Origin of the sequence: Methylobacterium sp. J-043 (assembly GCF_022829505.1) — a bacterium.
GTDB classification, from domain to species: domain Bacteria; phylum Pseudomonadota; class Alphaproteobacteria; order Rhizobiales; family Beijerinckiaceae; genus Methylobacterium; species Methylobacterium extorquens_A.
The window spans coordinates 74,554-97,121 of sequence record NZ_JAKSYB010000037.1 but is presented as its reverse complement, the minus strand read 5'-3'; the positions used below and the strand labels follow the sequence as shown (position 1 = coordinate 97,121).

Below are 22,568 nucleotides of genomic sequence, written 5' to 3'. Positions count from 1 at the left end.
GTACGTTGTTGAGAAACAGGATTGGCTCTTCACGAGGCGCCAGCGCATACCCCGTCCGCGAGACCGGAACGCGGGGACGATTGACTGTCGGGGGCCGCGCGCCCTTGGGTAAACTCCAACGAGCGCCGCACGAGGCACGACGGCCGAGCCCATGGTCTGGACCCGCGAGATTCCCTTCATCGACCCAGTCGCAGCCGCGGCGCGGCTCGCCCGGTTGCCCGGCCTCGCCTTCCTCGACAGCGCCATGCGGCACGATACGCTCGGCCGCGTCTCGGTGCTGGCCGCCGACCCGTTCGCGCGGTTTCGTTACCGCGACGGCCGTGCGACCCTGGACGGGCGCGCGGTGTCCGGCTCGCCCATCGCGGCGTTGCGGGCCTGCCTCGCGCCCTACCGTCTGGCCCCCCGGCCCGACCTGCCGGCCATGCCGGGGGCGATCGGCTACTTCGCCTACGATCTCGGCGCGAGTCTGGAGCGGGTCGCGGCCCCGGCGCGCCGGGCGGGGCTCACCGACGACATCGCGTTCAACCTCTACGACACCTTGCTCGCCGTCGATCACGGCCGCGGCAGCTGCCTGCTGATCGCCACGGGCTTTCCCGAAGCCGAGGGACCGGCTCGCGCGGCCCGGGCGCGGGCGCGGCTCGATGCCTTCGCCGATTGGCTCGTCGCACCCTCCGAGCCGCTGCCGGAATGGACGGGCGCCCGGCTCACATGGCACACGAACTTCTCGCGGCAAGGCTATGAGACGGCAGTCGAAAAGGTGCGCGATTACATCCGCGCCGGCGACATCTATCAGGCCAACATCGCCCAGCGCTTCTCCGCCGACCTGCCGCCGGGCTTCGACGCCTTCGCCTTCTACCGGCGGCTTCGCGAGACGAATCCTGCGACCTTCGGGGCCTATCTCGATTTCGACGGGCTGACCGTGGCCTCCTCCTCGCCCGAGCGCTTCCTCAAGCTGGCGGGGCGGGCGGTCGAGACGCGGCCGATCAAGGGCACCGTGGCCCGCGACCCCGATCCTGCCCGCGATGCCGAGATCGCCGCCGCGCTCCAGGCCAACCCGAAGGAGCGGGCCGAGAACATCATGATCGTGGATCTGCTGCGCAACGACCTGTCGCGGGTGTGCGAGCCGGGCAGCGTGCGGGTGCCGACTCTGTGCGGGCTGGAATCCTATGCCGGCATCCACCATCTCGTGTCGGTGGTGACGGGCACGCTCCGCGAAGACGCGGACGCCCTCGACCTCATCGAGAGGACGTTTCCCGGCGGCTCGATCACCGGCGCGCCGAAGCTCAGGGCCATGGACATCATCACCGAGATCGAGGGGGACGCGCGCGAGCTTTATTGCGGGGCGATCGGCGCGCTCGGCTTCGACGGCTCCCTCGACACCTCGATCGCGATCCGCACCGTGTTCATGGACGGCCGACAGGCCGTGCTCCAGGCGGGCGGCGGCGTGACCCTGCTCTCCGAGCCCGGCCCCGAATACGAGGAGACGCTGACCAAGGCGGCCCGCGTCTTCGCGGCCTTCGAGGAGGAGGCGCCATGATCCTCGTCGTCGACAACTACGATTCCTTCGTCTTCAACGTGGTGCGCTACTTCGAGGAGTTGGGCGAGACCGTCGAGGTCGTGCGCAACGACGCGCTCGACGTGGCCGGCATCCGCGCGCGGAACCCCGAGGCGGTGGTGATCTCGCCCGGCCCCTGCACCCCGGCGGAGGCCGGCGTGAGCCTGCCGGCCATCCGCGAATTGTCCGGTGAGGTGCCGATCCTCGGCGTCTGCCTCGGGCATCAGGCGATCGGCGCGGCCTTCGGCGGCCGGGTCGAGCGGGCGGGCCGCCCGCTCCACGGCCACGCCACGCCAATCCGGCATCGCGGCGAGCGGCTGTTCGAAGGGTTGCCGCAGCCGATGCAGGTGGGGCGCTACCACTCGCTGATCGTGGCGCCGACGCCGGAGATGGAGCGCCACCTCACGGTCGATGCCGCCTCCGCGGAGGGCGAGGTGATGGCGCTGTCGCACCGTAGCCACCCGACCTGGGGCATCCAGTTCCACCCGGAATCGGTGCTGACCGAGAACGGCCACGCGCTGTTTTCCAACTTCCTGAAGGGGGCCCGCGCGTGGCGGGAGGCGGGCGCGTCGGAGTCGACGGACAGGCTCGCCGATGCTGTGGTCTAACGGACGGCTGGTCGAGGGCGGCACCCTCCCCTTCGCCATGGGGGACCGTGGCCTGCTGCTCGGCGACGGCGTGTTCGACACCGCGCTTGGCGTCCAGGGCCAGGTCGCTTTCGAGGCCGCCCATGTCGCCCGCCTCGCCGCCGCTGCGGAAGCGCTCGGCTTCCGCGTTGCGCGGGAGCAGATCGTTCAGGCGATGCGCGCGCTGGCCGGCACCGCGCCGCTCGCCGCGATCCGCACCACGCTGACCCGTGGCCCCGGTCCGCGCGGGCTGGCGCCTCCGCCCGAGCCGAACCCGTTCCTGTTCGGCAGTGCCGCCCCGGCCCGCGCCGCCCTTTTCTTCGCACCCTTGCGGCTGGCGCACACGCCCATCGCCCGCAACGAGACCTCACCGGCCGCGCGCCTCAAGACCCTCGGCTATCTCGATGCGGTGCTCGCCGCCCGCGCGGCGCAGGCGCAAGGCTTCGACGAGGCTCTGTTCCTGAACACGCGGGGCCGCGTGGCCTGCGCCGGCACCGGCAATGTTTTTGCGATTCTCGGGGAGACGCTCGTCACGCCGCCGCTTGAGGAGGGCGTCCTGCCGGGCATCGTTCGGGCCGAGCTTCTTGCCAGGATTGCGCCGAGCCTCGGCATCGCGGTCGAGGAGCGCCCTCTCCTCCCCTCGGAGCTGGCGGCGGCGGAGGCGCTGTTCGTCACCAACTCGCTGCGCCTGCTCGCCCCCGTGACGGCGCTCGGTGCGCAACCCTATGACAGCGCCGGGCACGGGACGGTCCGCAGCCTATGCGCAGCTTTGCGGGAGACGGTGGCGGCGGAGTGCGGCGTCGAGATGGACGCCCTCGACCCCTGATCCCGGGATCTCATACTCAAATCCGGCTGATCCCTTCGGGATAGCGGATTTGGACGTCACTCAGGCGCCGCGCGGGCTTGCTGACACGGTCCCCGCTTGAATAAGCGGAAGCCGATCAGCCAAGCGCCGCGCTGGCGATGCGCCCGACCCCTGCCCCTTTCATCGCCGCCCAGGCCCGCGCCAGCGAGCCGTCGAGATCGATGCCGCGCACGGCATCCTCGACCACGATGACCTCGAACCCGGCTTTGCGGGCATCCAGCGCGGTCCAGAACACGCAGAAATCGGTGGCGAGGCCGGCGAGGAACAGGCGGGTCAGGCCGCGCTCGGCGAGGTAGCCGGCCAGCCCGGTGCGGGTCCGCCGATCGGCTTCCATGAAGGCCGAGTAGCTGTCGATGCCGGGGTGAGTGCCTTTGCGGATCACCAGCTCGGCCCGCTCCGTCCTCAGATCCGCGGACAGCTCGGCCCCGTGCGTGCCCTGCACGCAGTGCTCCGGCCAGAGCACCTGTTCACCGTAGTGCAGGTCCGTGGTGTCGAAGGGTGCCTTACCCGGATGGCTTCCGTGGAACGAGGCATGTCCGGGCGGGTGCCAATCCTGGGTGAGGATGACGTGGGGCACGCGCTCGGCCAGCCGGTTGACCGGGGCGATGACGGCATCGCCGTCGGGCACGGCCAGCGCCCCGCCGGGCAGAAAATCGTTCTGCACGTCGATGACGAGCAGAACGTCGTGTTCGGTCAGTCTCATCGCCAAGCCCTGGGATCCAAGGGACAAGTCCCTTGGTGGGTCCGGGCGAGGCCCGGAATCCTTGTGTCCTAGGATACGGGGATCACGGCGTCATCACCGTCGTCCCGGTCGTCTGCCGCCCGGCGAGATCGCGGTGCACCTGGCCTGCGTCAGCGAGCTTGGCCCGAGCGTGGATCGGGATCTTCACTGCGCCGCTCGCGACCACCTCGAACAGCTCGGCGGCGTTGGCGTCGAGGCTCTCGCGGGTGGCGATGTGGGTGAAGAGCGTCGGGCGGGTGGCGTAGAGCGAGCCCTTGGCGGCGAGAATGCCGATGTCGAACGCCTCGATCGCCCCCGAGGACGAACCGAAGCTCGCGAAGATGCCGAAGGGGGAGAGGCAATCGAGTGATGCGGGGAAGGTCGCCTTGCCGACGCCGTCATAGACCACCGGCACGCCCTTGCCCCCGGTGATCTCCTTCACCCGAGCCGCGAAATCCTCGTCGCGATAGAGGATGACGTGGTCGCAGCCGTGCTCGCGGGCGAGCTGCGCCTTCTCCTCCGAGCCGACGGTGCCGATCACGGTGGCGCCGAGATGCTTGGCCCATTGCGTGGCGATGAGGCCGACACCGCCGGCGGCGGCGTGGAACAGGATCGTGTCGCCGGGCTGCACCCGATAGGTCCGGCGCAGCAGGTATTGCGCGGTGAGGCCTTTCAGCATCATCGCCGCGGCGGTCTCGTCGGAAATCGAATCTGGAACGTGAACGACGCCCTTGGTGTCGACCACCACTTCCTCGGCATAGGTGCCGGTGGCACCCGCATAGGCGACGCGTTCGCCGACGCGGAAATCGCTGACGCCCTCGCCGAGCGCATCGACCACGCCCGCGCCTTCCTTGCCGAGGGTGAAGGGGAGCGAGGGCGCCTTGTAGGCGCCGGAGCGGAAGTAGATGTCGATGAAGTTGACGCCGATAGCGGTCTGGCGGACGCGGATCTGGCCCGGCCCCGGCTCGGGCGAGGGCACGTCCTCGTAGACCATCGCCTCCGGCCCACCGTAGGCGTGCACTCGGATCGCTTTCATCGCGTTCTCCCGCGTTCCCGTCTCGAACTCCAGGCGAGATATCGGCCCGGCGGATCGAGGCAAGTCCCTCGCGGGGCTTATGCCCGAAGGACACCGGCCACAGGGGCGCGTCTGCCGCCCGTTACGCCTCCCGGATCGCGACCTGCATACCCATGCCCGCGAGGCAGCGCTCGATGCGCTCCGTGAGGTCGGGCGTCAGTTCGCGCACGTGGACGTGCAGGGTGGCGGTGTCCTCCGGGCGCACGATGACACGGTAGCGCAGGCCCTCGTCTTCCATCTGACGCAGCAGGTTGGTGCTGGCCGTGGTCATTGCCGCGATGTGCTGCTCGACCAGTTCGGGCCTCATCATCCGTGGCCGCGCTGCCTGCCGGCCGCGCTGTCCGACCCGGAGGCGGTGGCGATGGTGCTCCCGTCGCGCGGCGGCCTGACATTCTGGACGGGTGGAAACAGCCGCGCGAGCCCGCGCGCAACCCCCGAAAGTACGGGATCGAGGGACGAATCGAGCCGTGTCCGCTCGGACTCCGGCTGCGAGGTGATGAATGGCTTCATGGAACGCCCCCCTCGGACGTCAATGATGGTTCTGTCCTAGAGAGCGTGCGGCGAGACCGCGCAGTTCTCTCAACATAAGTTGGCAATGCCGGGCGGTGGATTTGGTTTCATTTCAATTCGATCGGCCGCGCTTGAACGCCGGGTCGCTCTCGCACCCTTCCGCCGCACTTGACCCCACGCCGGCCGCACCTCTGTAGGAGGCTGGCCTTCGATCCTCGCTGTGAGGGCGCTTCAAGGAGTCTCCCGTCGTGACGGTCCCGGTGCAGACGTCCCCCGCCCACCCCTCCGCCGCGTCGCCACGCTTCACCGTGGCGGTGGTGGGCGCCGGGGCGGCAGGCCTCGCCGCCGCCCTGGCGCTCGCCCGCGACGGGGTGGAGACCGCGCTCGTCGGGCGTCACGCGCCGGTGGCGGACGGGCGCACCGTGGCCTTGCTCGACGGCTCGGTGCGCTTCCTCACGGTGCTCGGCGCGTGGGCCGAGATCGCGCCGCATGCGAGTCCGCTGGCCGAACTTCAGATCATCGACGACACTGGCAGCCTGTTCCGGCCGCCGCCCGCCCGCTTCTCGGCCGCGGAGATCGGCCTCGACGCCTTCGGCTGGAACGTCGAGAGCGCCCGCCTCGTCGAGACCCTCCGGAGTCAGGCCCGCACCACGCCGGGCCTGACCCTGTTCGAGGCGGACTCGACCGGCATGCGCCTCGAACAAGGCGCCGCGGTACTGGACCTGGAGGACGGGCGCCGGCTGACGGTGCAGCTCGTCGTGGGCGCCGACGGGGGGCGCTCGCCGCTGCGGGCGGCGTCTGCCTTGCGCACCCGCGAATGGTCCTACCCGCAGGCGGCGCTCACCACCCTGCTCGCCCACGAGCGGCCCCACCGCGACATCTCCACCGAATTCCATACCCGCAACGGACCCTTCACCCTGGTGCCGCTGCCCGGCGGCCACCGCTCCAGCCTCGTCTGGGTCACGGCGGAGCGGGCGGCCAAGCGGCTCTCGGGGCTCGACGATGCCGATCTCGCCGCCGCGGTGGAGCATCAGGCCCGCTCGATGCTCGGCGCCATGCGGATCGACGGCCCACGCGGCCTCGTGCCGATGCGCGGCCTCTCGGTGGAGCGGCCGGTGGCCGACCGTCTCGCCCTGATCGGCGAGGCCGCCCACGTCTTCCCGCCGATCGGGGCGCAGGGGCTCAATCTCGGCCTGCGCGACGCGGCGGCCCTGCGGGATGCGGTGTTCTCCGCTCAGGAGGCGAACCGCGACCCGGGCGCGCCGGCCTCGCTTGCGGGGTTCGCACGCACCCGGGGCTTCGATGCGCGCCTGCGCGGGGCGGCGGTGGATTGGCTCAACCGCTCGCTGCTCACCGATTTCCTGCCGGTCGATGCCCTGCGGGGCCTCGGCCTCGTGGTGCTCGGCGCGATCCCGCCCCTACGGCGCATCGTCATGCGCGAGGGCGTGCAGCCGCGCCTCGGCGCGCCGAGCCTGATGCGCTGATTCCTTTTGGAGTTTCGGGGCGGGCGCGCAAGCCCTCAGAACATCACAGAAAATCGCCGTAGAGATCGATCGTCTCGAAGCCGCGCGGGGCCAGCCGCTCGGCGATCACGCGACGGTGGCAGCGGGCCGGATCGCGCTCGAAGCAGAGCAGGCAGATCGGTCGCTCGGCAGCGAGGTCCGCCAAGGCGTCGAGGGCAAGCCCGCCATCGGCGGTGTCGAGCACCTCTTCGCAATAGATTCGGCGCATCAGCCCGGCATCGTCGGCGCGGGCCGCCTCGCGGCCGGATTTCGGCGTGCCGAGACTGCGGAAATGCGCATAGCCGAGCCCGGCTTCCGTGAGCCCCGCCTTCAGCGAGCCCTTCGAGAAGCCGCGCTTGCGCGAGTTGGCCACCGCCCGCACGTCGGCGAGCAGGGACACGTCCGCCGCCTTCAGGGCCGCGTGCAGGCGCTCCGGCGTCAGGCCTTCGTATCCGATGGTGAACAGAGTCTTGCGCATCGCCGGCTCAGGGAAAATTCAGGATCGACAAGGTTTTAGATGGAGCGCACCCGTTCTCCGGATAGCGTCCGCGGCCCGTATGTGCCTGTGGCGCAACGCCTTCCGGAATTCCGCCGCAATGCCAGCAAAGTTCTGTTAACCGGATCAAGGGCATCGAATACCCATTGAAGTCGCACGCAAGAAGTGGCGGGCCGTCGATGTCGCTGGACACCGAAATTTCCTCGAGGCCCGCACCGGCTCCGCGCGGATGGCTCAAGCGCGGGCTCGCCGCGCTGATGCTCTCCGGGCTCGCGGCCTGCGCCGCGCAGAACGACTTCTATCCTACCAAGGGCGATGCCAAGCCCCATCCCGGCGTCGCGCGGGCCAAGGGCCACCCGATTCAGGGCATCGACATCTCGAAATGGCAGGGGCCGATCAACTGGGCCTCGGTCAAGTCGGCCGGCACGCAGTTCGCCTACATCAAGGCGACCGAGGGCGGCGACCACGTCGACGAGCGCTTCCTCGAGAACTGGGACGGCGCGGGCCGGGCCGGCGTGCCGCGGGGCGCCTACCACTTCGTGTTCTGGTGCCGCTCGGCCGAGGACCAGATGGCGTGGTTCAAGCGCAACGTGCCGAACGACCCGACCGCCCTGCCCCCGGTGCTCGACGTGGAGTGGAACGGCCACTCGGCCAAGTGCCCGAAGAAGCTGCCCAAGGCCCAGGCGCTGTCGATGATCCGCTACATGCTGGACGAGATGGAGGCCTATACCGGCAAGCGGCCGATCATCTATACGGACATCACCTTCCACAAGGACGTGCTGGAAGACGAGCTGCCCGATTACCCCCACTGGGTCCGCTCCACGGCGGCCGAGCCCGAGCAGCGCTACGCCAACCGCAAGTGGATGCTCTGGCAGTTCACCTCCACCGGCCGCGTGCCCGGCGTGCGCGGCGACGTCGATCGCAACGCCTTCTACGGCAGCCCGACCGAGTGGGCCTCGTTCCTCGCCACCGATTGCGATCCGCGCGAGCATCGGCGCCTGTCGAGCCAGGGCCTCTGCGCCGGCAAGTAGCCGGATAAGCCGGTCGAAGCAGGGAACGGACGGAGCCGCTGATCACGGAGGCGGCTCCCAGATTGAAATAACCTGTGTTGTGTTGCTTTTCTGCACGCTTTTGTGCGGGCACACGATACGACCTGGCTGTCACCTGGATTTTTTTGTGCTCGACTGCGGATCTGTCTACTTGTAGACAGACTGCGCGGCAAACCTTGCGCTAGGAGCCGGCTCGGCGACAAGACGGACTTCGAGTTTTACATGCCTTCGGCCACAGAGCGCTGCTTCGAAGGCAATCTGCTCCTGAACTGTCTGAGTCCTGAGGATCGCGGCCTGCTCCTGCCCGATCTGGAGCGGCTGGAATACCAGCGCGGCGAGACGCTGTTCGCCGCCGGCCGCGAGGTGGATTTCATCACCTTCCCCCTCGATCAGACCGTCGTCACCCTGTTGATCTCGATGATCGACGGGCGCAGCGCCGAGACTGCCACGATCGGCCGCGAGGGCGCGGTGGGGGGCGTGGTCAGCAATGGCGGCCTGCCGGCCTCGACCCATGCCCTGATCCAGATCGCCGGCCCGGTGCTGCGGATGGAATCGGCGCGGCTCCAAGAGGTCAAGCGGCGCTCGGAAGCCCTGCGCAACCTGTTCACCCGCTACTCCGACTGCCTGCTGGCGCAGGTGCTGCAATCGGTCGCCTGCAACGCTCTCCACCCGATCGAGGAGCGCTGCCTGCGCTGGCTCCTGACGCTTCAGGACCGGCTCGACAGCAACGTTCTGCCGATCACCCAGGAATCGCTCGCCGCGATGCTCGGCGTGCAGCGCACCTATCTCACCCGCATCCTGCGGATGCTCCAGCAGCAGGGGCTGATCGAGGTCGGGCGCGGGCGCATCACCGTCGTCAACCGGGCGGCGATCGAGGAGGTCGCCTGCGAGTGCCATGCCTGCGTCAAGCGCCATTACGAGACCGTGCTCGGGGCGGTCTATAGCCCGAGCGGGCGGCTCATCGCGATCGAGCCGCCCGAGTAGGGCATCGTCCCCCAAGGTGGATCCCAGCTTTCGGACAAAGACGATGCGATCGGTCGCCCCCGAGCCAGCCGGACACCTCGGATTATCCATCGGGGAGAACGACGATCCCGGCAGGTGTCTTGTGCCCGACACGTCACCGGGGCACCATAGCGCCTGTCCAGATGGCGGGCCGCGTCAGGCGGCTCCGGAAGAAGGGCGCCGGGTTCGCCCTTGCCGGGTCCGTCCATGAGCCGACCGCCCGACGATTGTCCAGCATCCGGTGAGGCCGGCGTACAGGCTGAGCGGCTGGCCGCACTGGCCCGGTACGACATCCTCGACACGCCCGCCGAGGTCGCGTTCGACGATGCCGTGGCTTTGGCCGCTCAACTCTGCGCGACGCCGACCGCCCTCGTCAGCCTGGTGACGGACGACCGGCAATGGTTCAAGGCGCGGCTCGGCTTTACCCCCGGCGAGACCGGGCTCGACCGCTCGGTCTGCGTTCACGCCCTGGCCCAGGGCGGCCTCCTGGTCATTCCCGATCTCGCGGCCGACCCGCGTACCTGTGCCAACCCGCTGGTCACGGGCGAGCCCGGCATACGGTTCTATGCCGGCGCCTCCCTGACGACGCCCGAGGATGTGGCGATCGGCACCCTGTGCGTGCTCGATACCGTGCCCCGGCCGGAGGGTCTGAGCGCTGCCCAGGCCGCAGGCCTCGAAGCCCTCGCCCGCACGGTGATGACGCAGCTCGAACTGCGCCGGGGCATCGCCGCCCGGAAGATCGAGGCCGCGGCCTTGGCCGACAGCGAGTTCCGCCTGCGGCTCGCGATCGAGGCGGCCGGTGCCGGCATCTTCGACTACGACCTCGTGACAGGAACACTCGACTGGGACGGGCGGACCCGCGCCCTGTTCGGGGTCGGGCCGGACGAGGCCGTAAGCTATGCCGGCACCTTCCTCGCCCGCCTCCACCCCGAGGACCGGGCCCGCACCGATGCCGCCGTGCAGGCGGCCCTCGACCCCGCCGGGCCCGGCCTGCTCGATGCCACCTATCGCACGGTCTCGGGCGACGGCAGGCTCTGCGCCTGGGTCGCGGCCCGCGGCACCCTCGTCGTCGAGGGCGGGCGGGCGCGGCGCTTCGTCGGCACCGTGCGCGACATCACCGCCGAGCGCATGGCGCAGGTCACCGTCGCCGCCACCGAGGAGCGCTACCGCCTCGTTACCCGCGCCACCAACGACGCGATCTGGGACTGGGACCTCGTCGCCGACCACGTTCTGTGGAACGAGGCCCTGCAGGCCGCCTATGGCTGGGCGCCGGAGGCGGTCGAGCCGACCGGCCGATGGTGGCTCGACCACGTCCACGCCGAGGATCGCGCCCGCGTCGAGGCGGGCATCCGCCGCGTCATCGGCGGCGGCGGGCATGAATGGCACCACGAATACCGCTTCCGCCGCGCCGACGGTGCCTACGCCGACGTGCTCGACCGCGGCTCGATGGTGCGCGGGGCCGACGGCACGCCGCTGCGCATGATCGGCGCCATGCTGGACCTGACCGAGCGCAACCGCGTCGCCGCCCAGCTCCGGGCGGTGGTCGAGGGCGCCAATGTCGGCATCGTGCAGATCGATCCGCGCACCATGGTCGCGCTGGAGGCCAACGCCAAGCTCTGTGCGATCTGGGGGGCGGAGGAATCCGACATCGTCGGCCATTCCGTCGCCAAGTGGACGCCGGAGGCGGAGGCGGCGGAGCGCGACCGGCTGCACCGCCGGCTCGCCGCGGGCGAGATCGTGCGCGAGACCCTGGAGAAGCGCTACCGCCGCAAGGACGGGCGCCTGATCTGGGCTCGGGTCAACCTCGTCTCGCAGGCGCGCGGCGAGGCGTTCCAGGCCACGGCGATGATTGAGGACATCACGGCGGAGAAGGCGGCCGAGGCACGCCAGACGGCGCTGATCGAACTCGGCGACACATTGCGCGACGCCGCCAGCCCTGCCGAGATCGGTGGGATCGCGGCCCAAATCCTCAGGCGTACCCTTGACCTCTCGGATGCAGGCTACGCGACCATCGATGCCACCGTCGGCGGCTTCGCGATCGGGCAAGAGAGACCGGACGGTACGGTGAGCCCAGCGCCGTTTCCGGCCATGCTCGCGCGGCTGCGCCGTGGCGAGATCCTGGCCGTGCCCGATCTGGCCGCCGAACCGAACCTCGCGCCGGATGCGGGCGGCTATGCGGCGGCCGGCGCCCGTGCGCTGGTCGGCGTGCCCCTGACGCGGCGGGGCGACCTCGTCGGCCTCGTCTATGCCCATGCCGCCAAGCCTCGGGCCTGGGACGCGGGCGAGGTCGATTTCGTCCGCGAGGTGGCCGGTCGGATCTCCGTGGCGCTCGCCCGCATCCAGGCCGAGGAGCAGCAGCGCTTCCTCAACCGCGAGCTCAGCCACCGGCTCAAGAACACCCTGACCATGGCCCAGGCCATCGCCTCGCAGACGCTGCGCAACGCGACCGACATCGCCTCGGTGAAGGACGCGCTGGTGGCCCGGCTGGTGGCGCTCGGCAAGGCGCACGACATCCTGCTCTCGGGGGAGGGCGAGGGGGCAGCGCTGGCGGCTGTGATCGCCGGCGCGCTCACCATCCACGACGACGGCGAGCCCGGCCGCATCCACCTGTCCGGCCCGGCCCTGGATGTCGGGCCGAAGGCCGCCCTGTCGCTGGCGCTGATGATCCACGAACTCGCCACCAATGCCGCCAAGTACGGCGCCTTCTCGGTGCCGGGCGGGCGCGTCGGCGTGGATTGGAGCGTCGCGCGGGCCCGTTGGCCGGAAGACGCGCGGGAGATCCAGCCAGTCGTGACGCTGACCTGGACCGAGACCGGCGGGCCGCCGGTCGCCGCGCCCACCCGCAAGGGCTTCGGTTCGCGGCTGATCGAGCGCGGATTCTCGGGGGCGGTCGGCGGCGAAACGCAAATGATCTACGCGCGCGAGGGGGTGACCTGCCTGATCCGAGCCCCCCTGAAGGGTCTTCTCGAAAAAGAATAGCGCCAAAGGCGACTTCGGGGGCAACGAACCGGCCGCTCGCCGCTTGTCGGCAGGACGCCCAGGCACGCTCACAGGCGCGCTTCAAGGACATCCGGGAAGTTTCAATGGATCTGCCCGTTCCTCCTGCCCTGCATGGCGCCGGGCGGCCGCTGGCTCTTGTCGTGGAAAGCGAAACCGCCTCGCGCATCAAAACGGCGGACCGTCTGGCGGAGACGGGCTTCGAGGTGCTGGAGGCCTGGAGTGCGCAGAGCGCGCTCCTCCAGATCGAGCGCCACGCGGGGCTGCGCCTCGTCGTCGTCGATGCCGACCTGCCGGGGTCCGAGGCGCGGTTCGCCCTGACCTGCGAGATCGCCCGGCACCGGCCGGACCTCGCCCTCATCGCCCTCTCGGCCGGTCCCTCCCCCGACCCCGGCACGCTGCCCGAGGGCGTTCGCTTCGCTGCCAAGCCCCTCACGCCGGCCCTCGCGCGGGAGGCGCTGGAGCCGTTCTGCGCGTGAGCGGCGGCGCCTACGCCGTCGCGCCCTCCCCGCGCTCCGTCGGCCCCTCTCCCCGCAGCCGCTCGGCGGCGACGTAGAAGACCGGGGTGACGAACAGGGTCAGGATCGTGGCCACCAGCAGGCCGCCGATCACCACCGTGCCCATGGAGAGCCGGGCGTTCGCCCCTGCCCCGCTGGCGATGGCGAGCGGCACCGAGCCCAGGATGAAGGCGAACGAGGTCATCAGGATCGGGCGCATGCGCATCCGCGTGGCGTGCTGGGCCGCCGCCAGTGCGTCCTCGCCCTGCCGGCGCAGATCCTCGGCGAAGGAGACCAGCAGGATCGCGTTCTTGGCCGCCAGGCCGACGAGGAGCAGCAGGCCGATCTGCCCGAACACGTCGAGCGGCATGCCGCGCAGCGCCAGGAACCCGACCGCCCCGAAAATGGCGAGCGGCGTCGCGAGCAGGATCACCAGCGGCATGCGCAACGACTCGTACTGCCCGGCCAGGAAGCAGAAGATCATGAACACGCCGAGCCCGAAGATCAGCGGCGCGACGTTGCCGGCGATCTTCTCCTGGTAGGCGATCTCGGACCACTCGATGGAGGCGTTGCGCGGCAGATCCTCGGCCAGCCTCTCGATCGCCTCGATCACCGTGCCGGAGCTGGAGCCGGGGGCGACCGTCACCGCTACCTCGATCGCCGGATAGGTGTTGTAAGACAGGACCGCCGTCGGCCCGGTGCTGAACTTTGCCTGGACGAGAGAGCCGAGACGCACCGGCTGCCCTTGCGCGTTGAGGACGGTGAGCGCCTCGATATCCTGGAACAGGCGCCGCCCGGACGCGTCGCTCTGGACATAGACCTGGTAGACGAAGCCGAAGCGGTTGAAGAGGTTGACGAAGCTCGACCCGACATAGGTGCCGAGCGCCTCGAACAGCCGCGCCAGCGGCACGCCGAGCTGCTCGGCCTTGGCCCGGTCGATGTCGAGGCGGATCTGCGGCACGCCCCAATCGGTGGTCGGCGTCGCGTTCGCCACCCCCGGCAAGGCGCGGATCTTCTCGATGAACGCGGTGGCCGTCTGCGCCAGGCCGAGGCCGCCATTGCCCGAGCGGTCCTGGATCTCCAGCGTCAGGCCGCCGCGCGAGCCCAGTCCCGGCAGCGGCGACGGGGCGGCGATGCGCACCTGCCCGTCGGGATCGTTCTTGAAGCGCTCCTCCATGTCACGGATCAGGTCGTCAACCGTGGTCGTGCGCTCGTCCCAGGGCTTCATCACGGGGATGTTGAAGCCGTAGAACGGGGCCACGGTGTCGGCGAGGAAGCTGCGCCCGCTGACGCCGATGGTGTGATCGACGTCGGCGCGGGCGCGCAAGACTTCGCCGAAGCGGGCGTTCATCGCCTCCGTGCGCTGCACCGAGGCACCGAGCGGCATCGCCACCTCGGCGTAGAGATAGCCCTGGTCCTCGTCCGGCACGAAGCCGGTGGGACGCTGCATCACCAGCAGCACGGTGGCGCCGGCAAACAGCGCGAACACGGCCAGCGTCAGGGCGATGTGGCGGGCGAGCCATCCGATCGTGCGGGCGACGAAGTCCGCCGAGCGTTCCAGGGCGACGTTGAACCAGTCGAGCGGCTTGCGCCACCAGCGCGTCTTCCGTGGTCCATCCTTGGCGTGGGGCTTCAGCAACAGGCCGCACAGGGCCGGCGTCAGGGTCAGTGAGACGACCGCCGAGATCAGCACCGAGATGGCGATGGTGAGTGCGAACTGGTTGTAGAGCTGGCCCGTCAGTCCGGGGATGAAGGCCACCGGTACGAACAGGGCGGCGAGCACCAGCGTCGTGGCGATGACGGGGCCGCCGATCTCGTTGACCGCCTCGCGGGAGGCGGGCTTGGGCTCCATGCCCTCGGCCATCAGGCGCTCGGTGTTCTCCACGACGATGATCGCGTCGTCCACCACGAGGCCGACGGCGAGCACGAGGCCGAGCAGGCTGAGCGTGTTGAAGGAGAAGCCGAGCAGCGCCATCGGCCCGAAGGTGCCGATCAGCGCGATCGGCACGGCGATGGTCGGGATCAGCGTGGCGCGCCAGTTCTGGAGGAAGAGGTAGGTGACGACCGTGACGATCAGGATCGCCTCGAACAGGGTCCGCACCACCTCGTAGATCGCTTCCTTCACGAACTCGGTGGAATCGAGGGCGATGGAGTAGTGCAGGCCGGGGGGAAAGCGCTCGGCGAGATCCGCCATGGTGGCGCGCGTCCCGTTCATCACCTCGACCGCGTTGGCGTCCGGGTTCTGGAAGATGCCGAGCGTCGCCGAGGGCTTGCCGTCGAAGTTCGAGGTGACGCCGTACTGCTCGGAGCCGAGTTCCACCCGGCCCACATCCGAGACCCGCACCACCGAGCCGTCGGGATTGGCCCGCAGGACGATGTTGCCGAATTCCTCCGGCCGCGTCAGCCGGCCCTTGGTGACGAGTTGCAGCTCGAACGGGGTCGCCCGGTCCATCGGCAGCTTGCCGAGCGAGCCGGTCGTCACTTGCGCGTTCTGCGCCTGGATCGACTGGAGCACGGTCTCGGTCGAGAGCGCCAGCGCCTCCATCTTGGCCGGGTCGAGCCAGACGCGCATGGCGTAGCGCATGTTGGAGAAGTTCACGATCCGGCCCATGCCGGTGACCCGGCGCAGGGGCTTGATGACCTGGGTCTCGGCGTAGTTGGCCAGGAACAGCTCGTCGAAGCCGGTGCTCGGGTCGGCGTAGAGCACGACGTTGCCGAGCCGCTGGCGCGACGATTTCTGGATCTCCAACCCTTGCGCGCGCACCGCCTCCGGCAGCTTCGCCTCGGCGCGGCTCGAACGCGTCAGCACTTCGGCCGCGGCCGCATCGAGGTTCGAGCCGACGGCGAAGGTCGCGTCGATCGAGACGCTGCCGTCGGTCGAGGACGTCGATTGGATGTAGATCAGGTTCGGCGCGCCGTTGATCTCCTGCTCCAGCGGGATCGCGATCGACTCGTAGGCCTGCTGGGCCGAGGCGCCGGGATAGGTCGCCTGGACGTTGATGATCGGCGGGGCGATCTCGGGATACTGCGCCACCGGCAGCGTCAGCCCGGCGACGATGCCGATGACCGTGATGATGACGGAGATCACGCCCGCGAGGATCGGCCGGTCGACGAACGTGGCGAACATTCGGTGGGCCGGCTCCCGGAATTCAACGTGCGAAATTCAACGTCGCCGTGAAGGACCCGCGTGCAACGTGTTGGGACTCCGCGTGTTCCCTCCCGTGCCGCGCCCGGAACAAACCCGGCGGGCGCTCCGGTCCTGCGGATGGAGAATGGATTTCGTGCGGTCAGGCGTCGGTTTCGTCATCACCGGCCTCGTCGTCGGCGCGCTCGGGATCGGCGCAGGGGCATGGTGGGGAGCCGGGCACCCGATCCCCGACTTTCTCGCCCATCACCTGAAGGTGTCGGGCCGGGCCGGACCCAAGAAGAAGGAGGAGCCGCGGCTGGCGGTGAAGGCGGTGCGCGCCAGCCGCCAGGACGTACCGGTCGCCTTCGAGTATACCGGCACGATCGTCTCGCCCCGTGACGCCGCGCTGCAGGCCCGCGTGACCGGCATCGTGGTGGAGCGTCCGTTCGAGCCCGGCGGCCACGTCAAGAAGGGGCAGGTGCTGTTCCGCATCGACCCGCGCCCGTTCGAAGTCGCCCTCAAATCGGCCGAAGCGCTGCGCGACCAAGCCAAGGCCACCGTCTCCTTCGCCCAGTCCGAGGTGAACCGCACCGAGCAGCTCGCCGACAAGGGCTTCGCCACCGAGCAGCGCGCCCAGCAGAACCAGTCGAACCTCGCCACCGCCGCCGCCCGGCTCGACGAGGCGGAGGCCGCCATCGCCCGTCAGCGCCTGAACCTCGAATACGCGGTGATCCGCGCGCCCTTCGACGGGCGCTCCAGCCTGTCCTTGGCCAATATCGGCGACATGGTGATCGAGAATCAGACCCACCTCGTCTCCGTGGTGCAGGTGAACCCGATCGACGTGCAGATGGCGCTCTCCTCCGAGGATGCGGAGGCCGTGCGGGTCGCTCAAGGAGAGGGGCGGGTGAAGGTCCAGCTCCTCGACGTGGGACGCGAGCCCGTGCGCGAGGCCACGATCTACCGGCTCGACAACCGCTTCGATCCCCGCACCGGCCGCCGCCTGATCCAGGCCTGGCTCGACAACGCGGACGAGCGCTACCTGCCCGGCCGCTTCGTCCGCTCGCGCATCGAGGTCGGCCGGCAGGATCGTCTTCTCGTGCCGACGATCGCCCTCTCGGCCCAGCTCGACCAGCAGGTGGTCTGGACGGTGGACGACACGGGCACGGTCCACATGACCGCGATCGAGGTCGGCGACGTCTACGGCGACAACACCGCCGTTCTCAAAGGTCTCAAGCCCGACACGCTGGTGGTGACCGACCACCTCCAGAGCCTGCGCCAGAACCTCAAGGTCGAGCCGCGGGTCGGCGACGCGGTCAGCGCCGTGGGCAATACCCCCGCCCAGGGCGAGGCGCGGCACTGACCGGGGCCGGGGCTATTGCCAACGCCCGGTGATCGCCGGATCCCGGAACGTCCTGCGGGCGAACGGTGGCCGCCGCGCTCGAGGGCGGCCCGTATTCTGCCCGGATGGCGGCGGCAACCATAACGCGGCAAAATCCCCGCACGGGTTCGGGCGACGCCCTATAAAGGGTATCGCGAGCCCATGAGATTCAGGTCCGAGTGCCGTCGGTCGCAAGTCCGGCGCTTCGAACGACGGATCTCCCCCGAAAGCCGTTCGAATGATGATGGTCGATACCAAGTATCTCGACGGATCGGCTCTCTACGGCGACGATCTCGCGCCGGGGGAGATCGCACGCTGGTACGCGCAGGAGGAGCAGGGCTTCTACCGGCTCGCGACCGAGGTCTACAAACTCGAAGCGTCCGGCTCCTACAGCTACGAGTACGACGCGCTGAACGCCGTCCACGGCTTCGACCGGCTGCGCGACCGCCGCTTCGAGACCTGCGTCGCGCTCGGTTGCGCGGCGGGCGACGACGTCGCGCCGCTGGCCGACCGGGTGGACCAGTTCATCGGGATCGAGCCCGCCGAGGAGTGGTGGACCGACCGGATCGGTGGACGCCCGGCCCGATTCATCAAGCCGCTTCCCGCCGGCGACATCCCGCTGCCCGATGATGGCGCCGACCTGTTCGTGAGCCTGGGCGTGCTCCACCACATCCCCAACGTTTCGCACGTGCTGGCCGAGGCGCACCGCATCCTCAGGCCCGGCGGGCTCCTGATCTTTCGCGAGCCCATCACCTCGATGGGCGACTGGACGAAAGAGCGCTACGGCCTGACGCAGAACGAGCGCGGCCTGCCGCTGCCGTGGCTGCACGACCGGCTCGACGGCATCGGCTTCGACATCGTGCGCGCGGCGCCCTGCATGACCAATGCCCTGGCCAAGATCGCGGGAAAGATCCTCCCGGGTCATCTCTATGCCCGCCGGGGTTACGTGGCGCTCGACGCGGTGGTGAGCCGGCTGCTCGCCTTCAACATCAGCTATCACCGCACGGCGTTCCTGAAGCGGATCGCCCCCTCGAACGTCTTCATGATCGCCGCGAAGCGCTGAAGGCCGCGCGGGCGGGGCGGGCGCCCCGCCCTCCCCTTCCCGTTACGCCGCCCGCACCTGCGCCAGGAAGCCGCCGACCTCCGTGCGCAGGGCGGCCGCCTGACGGGCGAGGTCGCTGGCCGCATCGAGCACTTGGCCCGAGCCGGTGCTGGCGTCGTCGGCGGTGCGGGCCACCCCCGACACGTCCTCCGAAGCGCGGCGCGCACCGTGCGACGTCTCGACCGTGGTGCGGGCGATCTCGGCGGTGGCCGCGCCCTGCTCCTCGACCGCGGCGGCGATGTCGTTGGAGATCCGCGACAGGTCGCGGATGGTGCGGGCGATGCCGGTGATGCCTAAGACCGAGGCGCCGGTCGCGGCCTCGATCTCCGCCATCCGCCCGGCGATCTCGTCGGTGGCCCGCGCCGTCTGGGCAGCGAGTCCCTTCACCTCTGCCGCGACCACGGCAAAGCCCCGGCCCGCCTCCCCGGCGCGCGCGGCCTCGATGGTGGCGTTCAGCGCCAGCAGGTTGGTCTGGCCGGCGATCTGCGAGATCAGCCCGACGATCTGGCCGATGCTGCTCGCGGCCGAGGCGAGGCGCTCGACCTCCCCGGCGGTGCGGGCCGCCTCCTCCTCGGCCGCGTTCGCCGCCAACGCCGACGAGCCGACCTGGGCGGAGATTTCGCGGATCGAGGCCGAGAGTTCTTCCGTCGCCGCGGCGATGCCGTCGGAGGAGCGCGCCGCCTGCGCCGAGGCCTGCGCGGCCGAGGCGCTGAGGGCGGAGGTCTGGCCCGCCGCCGTGCTCATCGCCCGGGCGGCGCCCTCCAGTTGATGGGCCGCCGCCGAGACCGCCTCGACGATGCCGCCGACCCGCGCCTCGAAACCGTCGGCCACCGCCATCATCGCCCCGTGGCGCCGGGCCGCCTCCTCCTCGGCGCCGCGCTCCTGCGCCGCGCGGATGCGGGCGCGCTCGGCCACGCTGTCGCGGAAGGTGAGGGCCGCGGCCGCGATGTCGCGCAGCTCGCCCGGACCCTTCACCGGAATCTCGACCTCGGTCTCCCCGCGCCCGATCGCGGTCAGCGCCCGTGCCATCCGGCTCAAGGGCCGTGCGATTGCCGAGCCGAGGCCGAAGGCGAGCGCCACCGAGAGCAGCAGGGTCGCCAGCGCCGCCCCGGCCCAGAGCAGCACCGTGTGCTCGGCCTGCGACCGGGCCGCGCCGGCTGCCCGCGCCAGGCCGGCCGTCAGCCGGTCCTCGATCCCCTTCAGCCCGTCGATGCGCTGCGTCGCGAGCCCGAACCAACCCTTGGCGTCGGTGAAGGCGAGCGTCTGGCCGGGGGCCGTGCCGAGGGCGATGCCGCGGAGCCGGGCGACCTCGCGGGCGGTCTCCGAGCTGTTCGCGGCATCGAGCGCGGCGATCTCCTCCGCAGGGCCCGCGGCACGGAACAGCGCCTCGAAGGTCGCCTGATCCGAGGCCAGCCCGGCGAGCCGGCGCAGGCCCGGGAGGTCGATCGCGCCCGCGGCGAACACGGCGGAGGCCGCCGCCCGCTCCTGGCCGGCGAACTCCTTGAGCGAGAGAAAGGCGGACAAGGCGGACACGCGGGCGCCGATAGCCGGGTCCGCGGCGATCTGTGCCACCCCGCGCACGGCCCCGAGGGCCTCCGCGATGATGCCGGTATAGACGGCGAGGTTGGCCGGCACGCTGGTTTGCAGCCGGTCCACCGCGCTGCGGTGGCGCTCGATCCCGCCGAGCCCCTCACGCAGGGCCGCCGCCTTGCGTGCGAACGCCGCATCCGTACCACCGGCCTCCAGATCTGCGATCAGGGCCGCGCGCGCGGTATCCGTGAGCGTGCGCTGGGCCGCGAGTTCCGGGGCGAACTGGCTGCCCTTCGAGCCGAGATAGAGGCTGGAGGCGCCGCGCTCCTTCTGCGCCTCGTGGACGAAGGCGCCGATCCGCACCGAGAGGCCGACCAGTTCCTCCATCCGCGCCATCGCCCGCCCCTGCCCCGCCCGCTCCGCGACCGCCACCCCCGCCACGGTACCGAAGGCGAGGCACGGGATCAGGGCCACCGCGACGATACGGGCCCGCAGGGACGAAGGCAGAACGGCAGAGAGGGAAGAAAGCGAAGAAACACGCGAACGCATGGCAGCACGATCCGGAGAGAAGGTCCCCGGACCGTGCTCACGCTACGTGAAGTAAAGATTTCGCCGGGGCATGGTTGCTTAAAGTTTGCGCAGACCGGTGACCATTTCACCGCCCAAGACGATGTTGGAGGCGCCGTCAGCCGGCTTTGAGACCAGCGAGTTCTTCGATCCCCCCGCCGTCCCGGTAGGCCGCGCGGAAGGCCGGGCGCTGCTTCCAACGCTGCCAGAAGCGGTCGAGCCCCTCGAAGCGCTCGTCCAGCGGTGTGGCCACGGGGCCGAACTTCGAGAAGGCGATGGCCGTGCACAGCGTGATGTCGGCGAAGGTCGGCTCCGGCCCACCGAGCAGCCAGTCGCGCCCGTCGGCTAGGTGGCGATCGACGAGTCCGGCATGGGCGATCGCCTCCTTGCGGCAATGCTCGCCCCATTGCGGGTTGCGGGTCAGTTCGAGCTTGTGCCCCAACCCTTCGTGCAGCACGTGGAAGGCGGTGGTGAGCCGGTAGAGGATCTGCACCCAGATCCGGTCGTCCCACATCTGGTCCTGGCCCTGCTCCAAGGCGCTCTCGCCCATGATCCGGCGGCCGGGTAAGTGTCCGTCGAGGAAGCGGACGATGCCGGCAGTCTCGGCGAGATAGGTCCCGTCGGGCAGTTCCAAGGTCGGGGTCTCGCCCCAGGGGTTCCGCTTGAGATGGCGCCAGCCGCGCTGCTCGCCGCCCGGCGTCATGTCGTAGATCACCTCCTCGAACCGGTCGGCGATACCTTTCTCATGGCAGAACAGCCGGAGCCGCTGCGGATTCGGGAAGGCGGACGGCGAGGTGTAGACGCGGAATTCGGCCACGGGTCGGGCTCCTGACGAATGCTCGGGACAAGCCGGCCCCCGCAGGTAGGCGGACGACGCGCCGCGTCGAGTCGGAACGGGGGCGGAACCGGTCCGGGTTCGCCGTCTTGAGCCGTTGAGTCGCACGGGGCCTGCAAAAGACCCGTCGGAAATCCTGCAAGGAAGCCCGTCCGGAGACGCGCATGGCGAAGCCCGACACTCCCGCGCCCTCCCCCATCCTGTCCGAGGGGGGACGCTTCGACCTCCACGCCATCGCGCGGGAACTGCCCGCCTCCGCATCGACGCTCCTGGTCGACACCTATCTGTCCGACCGGGAGACGGCGAGCGTGCGGGTGTTCCGGGTCTACCGCCCGACTCCGCCGCACTATCACGCGACCTGCGACGAGGTGCTCGTCTGCCTGTCGGGCCGCGGCACCTTCTGGATCGGCGATGCGGGGAACGAGGCGGCGTTCGGCCCCGGCCAGCTCCTGCTGTTCGACCGGGGCACCGTCCACGCCCTGCCGCAGATCCTGGAGGAGCCGCTGGTCTTCCTCTCGGTCGACACGCCGCGGCGCGAACCCACCGACATCGTCTTCGTCAACCCGGAGGACGGGACGGCGGCGAGCTTCATGGCGCGCAATGCCGGAGACGGGAGCGCATAGCGCTCCGCCGCCCCCCCGAAGGTTCACCGATGCTCCCCGGCCTCCTCGCTCTCATCCTTGCTGCCCTGTTCACGGGCGCGGCCCTCTACATCCTGGTCGCCGAGCAGCCGGCCCGCCTGCTGATCCCGGAGCCCGCCCTTCTGGTGCAGTGGCGCCGGGCCTATCGGGGCGGCACCGCCATGCAGGGAAGTCTCGCCGTCATCGGCTTCCTCTGCGCCGCGCTGGCGTGGTGGCTCACCGGGCGGCTCGGCTTCCTCGCGGGCGGGCTCGTGCTCGTGGCGAACTGGCCCTACACCCTCATCGTGATCATGCCGGTCAACCGGCGTCTCGACGCCATCGTGCCGACGGAGGCGGGGCCGGAGGTCCGCACCCTGGTCGAACGCTGGGGCCGCCTGCATGCGGGGCGCATCGCGCTCGGGAGCTCAGCCGTGCTGATCCTGTTCGGAACACTCGCGACCTTGGCGGTTGCTTGAGCGATGCGGAGTACCTCACAAAACGCCCGGTCACCGGC

The 22,568-nt window shown here is 70.2% G+C and carries 20 protein-coding genes; 12 read left to right on the top strand and 8 right to left on the bottom strand.

The features are described from left to right. Window positions 1–151 precede the first annotated feature (151 nt). The 3 genes from pabB to MKK50_RS08445 are packed head-to-tail and all read left to right on the top strand — an operon-like array spanning window position 152 to window position 3,007. On the top strand, window positions 152–1,537 hold the full coding sequence (gene pabB / locus MKK50_RS08455; RefSeq protein WP_499021720.1) for an aminodeoxychorismate synthase component I: 1,386 nt from the start codon (window positions 152–154) through the stop codon (window positions 1,535–1,537). Then, complete coding sequence (locus tag MKK50_RS08450; protein ID WP_253370110.1) at window positions 1,534–2,163, top strand: anthranilate synthase component II; 630 nt, start codon at window positions 1,534–1,536, stop codon at window positions 2,161–2,163. The genes pabB and MKK50_RS08450 overlap by 4 nt, the downstream gene beginning before the upstream one ends. Beyond that, entirely contained in the window at window positions 2,150–3,007 is an 858-nt protein-coding gene (locus MKK50_RS08445; RefSeq protein ID WP_499021718.1) for an aminotransferase class IV, read from the top strand. Before MKK50_RS08450 ends, MKK50_RS08445 begins: the two co-directional genes overlap by 14 nt. Before the next feature lie 115 nt (window positions 3,008–3,122). On the opposite strand, the gene pncA is transcribed toward MKK50_RS08445, so the two are convergent. The 4 genes from pncA to MKK50_RS08425 all read right to left on the bottom strand — a co-directional run bounded on the left by pncA (window position 3,123) and on the right by MKK50_RS08425 (window position 5,352). Further along, window positions 3,123–3,749, bottom strand: a complete 627-nt coding sequence (gene pncA, locus MKK50_RS08440) for a bifunctional nicotinamidase/pyrazinamidase (RefSeq protein WP_499021717.1) — start codon at window positions 3,747–3,749, stop codon at window positions 3,123–3,125. A gap of 82 nt (window positions 3,750–3,831) precedes the next feature. Then, window positions 3,832–4,803 carry a quinone oxidoreductase family protein gene (locus MKK50_RS08435; protein WP_253370116.1) on the bottom strand — a complete coding sequence of 324 codons (972 nt, stop codon included), beginning with the start codon at window positions 4,801–4,803 and terminating at the stop codon, window positions 3,832–3,834. Between the two features lie 121 nt (window positions 4,804–4,924). Beyond that, a complete protein-coding gene (locus MKK50_RS08430) occupies window positions 4,925–5,152 on the bottom strand; it encodes a hypothetical protein (protein WP_253370118.1) in 228 nt (75 codons plus the stop codon). Continuing rightward, window positions 5,149–5,352, bottom strand: coding sequence for a hypothetical protein (locus MKK50_RS08425; RefSeq protein WP_253370120.1), 204 nt, complete (start codon window positions 5,350–5,352; stop codon window positions 5,149–5,151). Before MKK50_RS08425 ends, MKK50_RS08430 begins: the two co-directional genes overlap by 4 nt. Window positions 5,353–5,600: 248 nt before the next feature. Between MKK50_RS08425 and MKK50_RS08420 the strand changes: the two genes are divergently transcribed. Further along, window positions 5,601–6,836 carry an FAD-dependent monooxygenase gene (locus MKK50_RS08420; protein WP_499021716.1) on the top strand — a complete coding sequence of 412 codons (1,236 nt, stop codon included), beginning with the start codon at window positions 5,601–5,603 and terminating at the stop codon, window positions 6,834–6,836. Window positions 6,837–6,879: 43 nt separating this feature from the next. Here MKK50_RS08420 and MKK50_RS08415 read toward each other — a convergent pair whose 3' ends face one another. After that, window positions 6,880–7,332 carry a DUF488 domain-containing protein gene (locus MKK50_RS08415; RefSeq protein ID WP_499021714.1) on the bottom strand — a complete coding sequence of 151 codons (453 nt, stop codon included), beginning with the start codon at window positions 7,330–7,332 and terminating at the stop codon, window positions 6,880–6,882. Window positions 7,333–7,529: 197 nt separating this feature from the next. Between MKK50_RS08415 and MKK50_RS08410 the strand changes: the two genes are divergently transcribed. From MKK50_RS08410 to MKK50_RS08395, 4 genes are all read left to right on the top strand, one after another. Continuing rightward, a complete protein-coding gene (locus MKK50_RS08410; protein ID WP_499021711.1) occupies window positions 7,530–8,381 on the top strand; it encodes a glycoside hydrolase family 25 protein in 852 nt (283 codons plus the stop codon). 240 nt (window positions 8,382–8,621) lie between these two features. Next, the gene (locus MKK50_RS08405) at window positions 8,622–9,383 is read left to right on the top strand and encodes a Crp/Fnr family transcriptional regulator (protein WP_253370127.1); all 762 of its coding nucleotides are present in this window, start codon (window positions 8,622–8,624) and stop codon (window positions 9,381–9,383) included. Window positions 9,384–9,608: 225 nt separating this feature from the next. Next, complete coding sequence (locus MKK50_RS08400; protein WP_499021709.1) at window positions 9,609–12,380, top strand: PAS domain S-box protein; 2,772 nt, start codon at window positions 9,609–9,611, stop codon at window positions 12,378–12,380. A 104-nt stretch (window positions 12,381–12,484) separates the two neighbouring features. Continuing rightward, window positions 12,485–12,877 (top strand): response regulator, encoded by a 393-nt coding sequence (locus MKK50_RS08395; RefSeq protein WP_253370131.1) that lies wholly within the window; start codon window positions 12,485–12,487, stop codon window positions 12,875–12,877. Window positions 12,878–12,887: 10 nt separating this feature from the next. On the opposite strand, the gene MKK50_RS08390 is transcribed toward MKK50_RS08395, so the two are convergent. Next, the gene (locus MKK50_RS08390; RefSeq protein ID WP_499021707.1) at window positions 12,888–16,022 is read right to left on the bottom strand and encodes an efflux RND transporter permease subunit; all 3,135 of its coding nucleotides are present in this window, start codon (window positions 16,020–16,022) and stop codon (window positions 12,888–12,890) included. Between the two features lie 154 nt (window positions 16,023–16,176). Here MKK50_RS08390 and MKK50_RS08385 point away from each other — a divergent pair, with 154 nt between their 5' ends. After that, a complete protein-coding gene (locus MKK50_RS08385; RefSeq protein WP_499021705.1) occupies window positions 16,177–17,382 on the top strand; it encodes an efflux RND transporter periplasmic adaptor subunit in 1,206 nt (401 codons plus the stop codon). 262 nt (window positions 17,383–17,644) lie between these two features. Then, the gene (locus tag MKK50_RS08380; protein WP_499021703.1) at window positions 17,645–18,463 is read left to right on the top strand and encodes a class I SAM-dependent methyltransferase; all 819 of its coding nucleotides are present in this window, start codon (window positions 17,645–17,647) and stop codon (window positions 18,461–18,463) included. Window positions 18,464–18,505: 42 nt separating this feature from the next. Here MKK50_RS08380 and MKK50_RS08375 read toward each other — a convergent pair whose 3' ends face one another. Together MKK50_RS08375 and MKK50_RS08370 are read right to left on the bottom strand one after the other, a co-directional pair. Next, window positions 18,506–20,581 carry a methyl-accepting chemotaxis protein gene (locus MKK50_RS08375; RefSeq protein WP_499021701.1) on the bottom strand — a complete coding sequence of 692 codons (2,076 nt, stop codon included), beginning with the start codon at window positions 20,579–20,581 and terminating at the stop codon, window positions 18,506–18,508. 136 nt (window positions 20,582–20,717) lie between these two features. After that, on the bottom strand, window positions 20,718–21,416 hold the full coding sequence (locus MKK50_RS08370) for a glutathione S-transferase family protein (RefSeq protein WP_499021700.1): 699 nt from the start codon (window positions 21,414–21,416) through the stop codon (window positions 20,718–20,720). 182 nt (window positions 21,417–21,598) lie between these two features. Between MKK50_RS08370 and MKK50_RS08365 the strand changes: the two genes are divergently transcribed. Both MKK50_RS08365 and MKK50_RS08360 read left to right on the top strand, forming a co-directional pair. Continuing rightward, the gene (locus MKK50_RS08365) at window positions 21,599–22,057 is read left to right on the top strand and encodes a cupin domain-containing protein (RefSeq protein WP_499021698.1); all 459 of its coding nucleotides are present in this window, start codon (window positions 21,599–21,601) and stop codon (window positions 22,055–22,057) included. Window positions 22,058–22,086: 29 nt separating this feature from the next. Further along, on the top strand, window positions 22,087–22,530 hold the full coding sequence (locus MKK50_RS08360; RefSeq protein ID WP_499021696.1) for an anthrone oxygenase family protein: 444 nt from the start codon (window positions 22,087–22,089) through the stop codon (window positions 22,528–22,530). Window positions 22,531–22,568: the final 38 nt, after the last annotated feature.

Excerpts from the sequence above, each read along its gene's own strand:
- pabB (WP_499021720.1), top strand. The coding sequence starts at position 152 with ATGGTCTGGACCCGCGAGATTCCCTTCATCGACCCAGTCGCAGCCGCG.
- MKK50_RS08450 (WP_253370110.1), top strand. The coding sequence starts at position 1,534 with ATGATCCTCGTCGTCGACAACTACGATTCCTTCGTCTTCAACGTGGTG.
- MKK50_RS08445 (WP_499021718.1), top strand. The coding sequence starts at position 2,150 with ATGCTGTGGTCTAACGGACGGCTGGTCGAGGGCGGCACCCTCCCCTTC.
- pncA (WP_499021717.1), bottom strand. The coding sequence starts at position 3,749 with ATGAGACTGACCGAACACGACGTTCTGCTCGTCATCGACGTGCAGAAC.
- MKK50_RS08435 (WP_253370116.1), bottom strand. The coding sequence starts at position 4,803 with ATGAAAGCGATCCGAGTGCACGCCTACGGTGGGCCGGAGGCGATGGTC.
- MKK50_RS08430 (WP_253370118.1), bottom strand. The coding sequence starts at position 5,152 with ATGATGAGGCCCGAACTGGTCGAGCAGCACATCGCGGCAATGACCACG.
- MKK50_RS08425 (WP_253370120.1), bottom strand. The coding sequence starts at position 5,352 with ATGAAGCCATTCATCACCTCGCAGCCGGAGTCCGAGCGGACACGGCTC.
- MKK50_RS08415 (WP_499021714.1), bottom strand. The coding sequence starts at position 7,332 with ATGCGCAAGACTCTGTTCACCATCGGATACGAAGGCCTGACGCCGGAG.
- MKK50_RS08410 (WP_499021711.1), top strand. The coding sequence starts at position 7,530 with ATGTCGCTGGACACCGAAATTTCCTCGAGGCCCGCACCGGCTCCGCGC.
- MKK50_RS08405 (WP_253370127.1), top strand. The coding sequence starts at position 8,622 with ATGCCTTCGGCCACAGAGCGCTGCTTCGAAGGCAATCTGCTCCTGAAC.
- MKK50_RS08400 (WP_499021709.1), top strand. The coding sequence starts at position 9,609 with ATGAGCCGACCGCCCGACGATTGTCCAGCATCCGGTGAGGCCGGCGTA.
- MKK50_RS08395 (WP_253370131.1), top strand. The coding sequence starts at position 12,485 with ATGGATCTGCCCGTTCCTCCTGCCCTGCATGGCGCCGGGCGGCCGCTG.
- MKK50_RS08390 (WP_499021707.1), bottom strand. The coding sequence starts at position 16,022 with ATGTTCGCCACGTTCGTCGACCGGCCGATCCTCGCGGGCGTGATCTCC.
- MKK50_RS08380 (WP_499021703.1), top strand. The coding sequence starts at position 17,645 with ATGGTCGATACCAAGTATCTCGACGGATCGGCTCTCTACGGCGACGAT.
- MKK50_RS08375 (WP_499021701.1), bottom strand. The coding sequence starts at position 20,581 with ATGCGTTCGCGTGTTTCTTCGCTTTCTTCCCTCTCTGCCGTTCTGCCT.
- MKK50_RS08365 (WP_499021698.1), top strand. The coding sequence starts at position 21,599 with ATGGCGAAGCCCGACACTCCCGCGCCCTCCCCCATCCTGTCCGAGGGG.
- MKK50_RS08360 (WP_499021696.1), top strand. The coding sequence starts at position 22,087 with ATGCTCCCCGGCCTCCTCGCTCTCATCCTTGCTGCCCTGTTCACGGGC.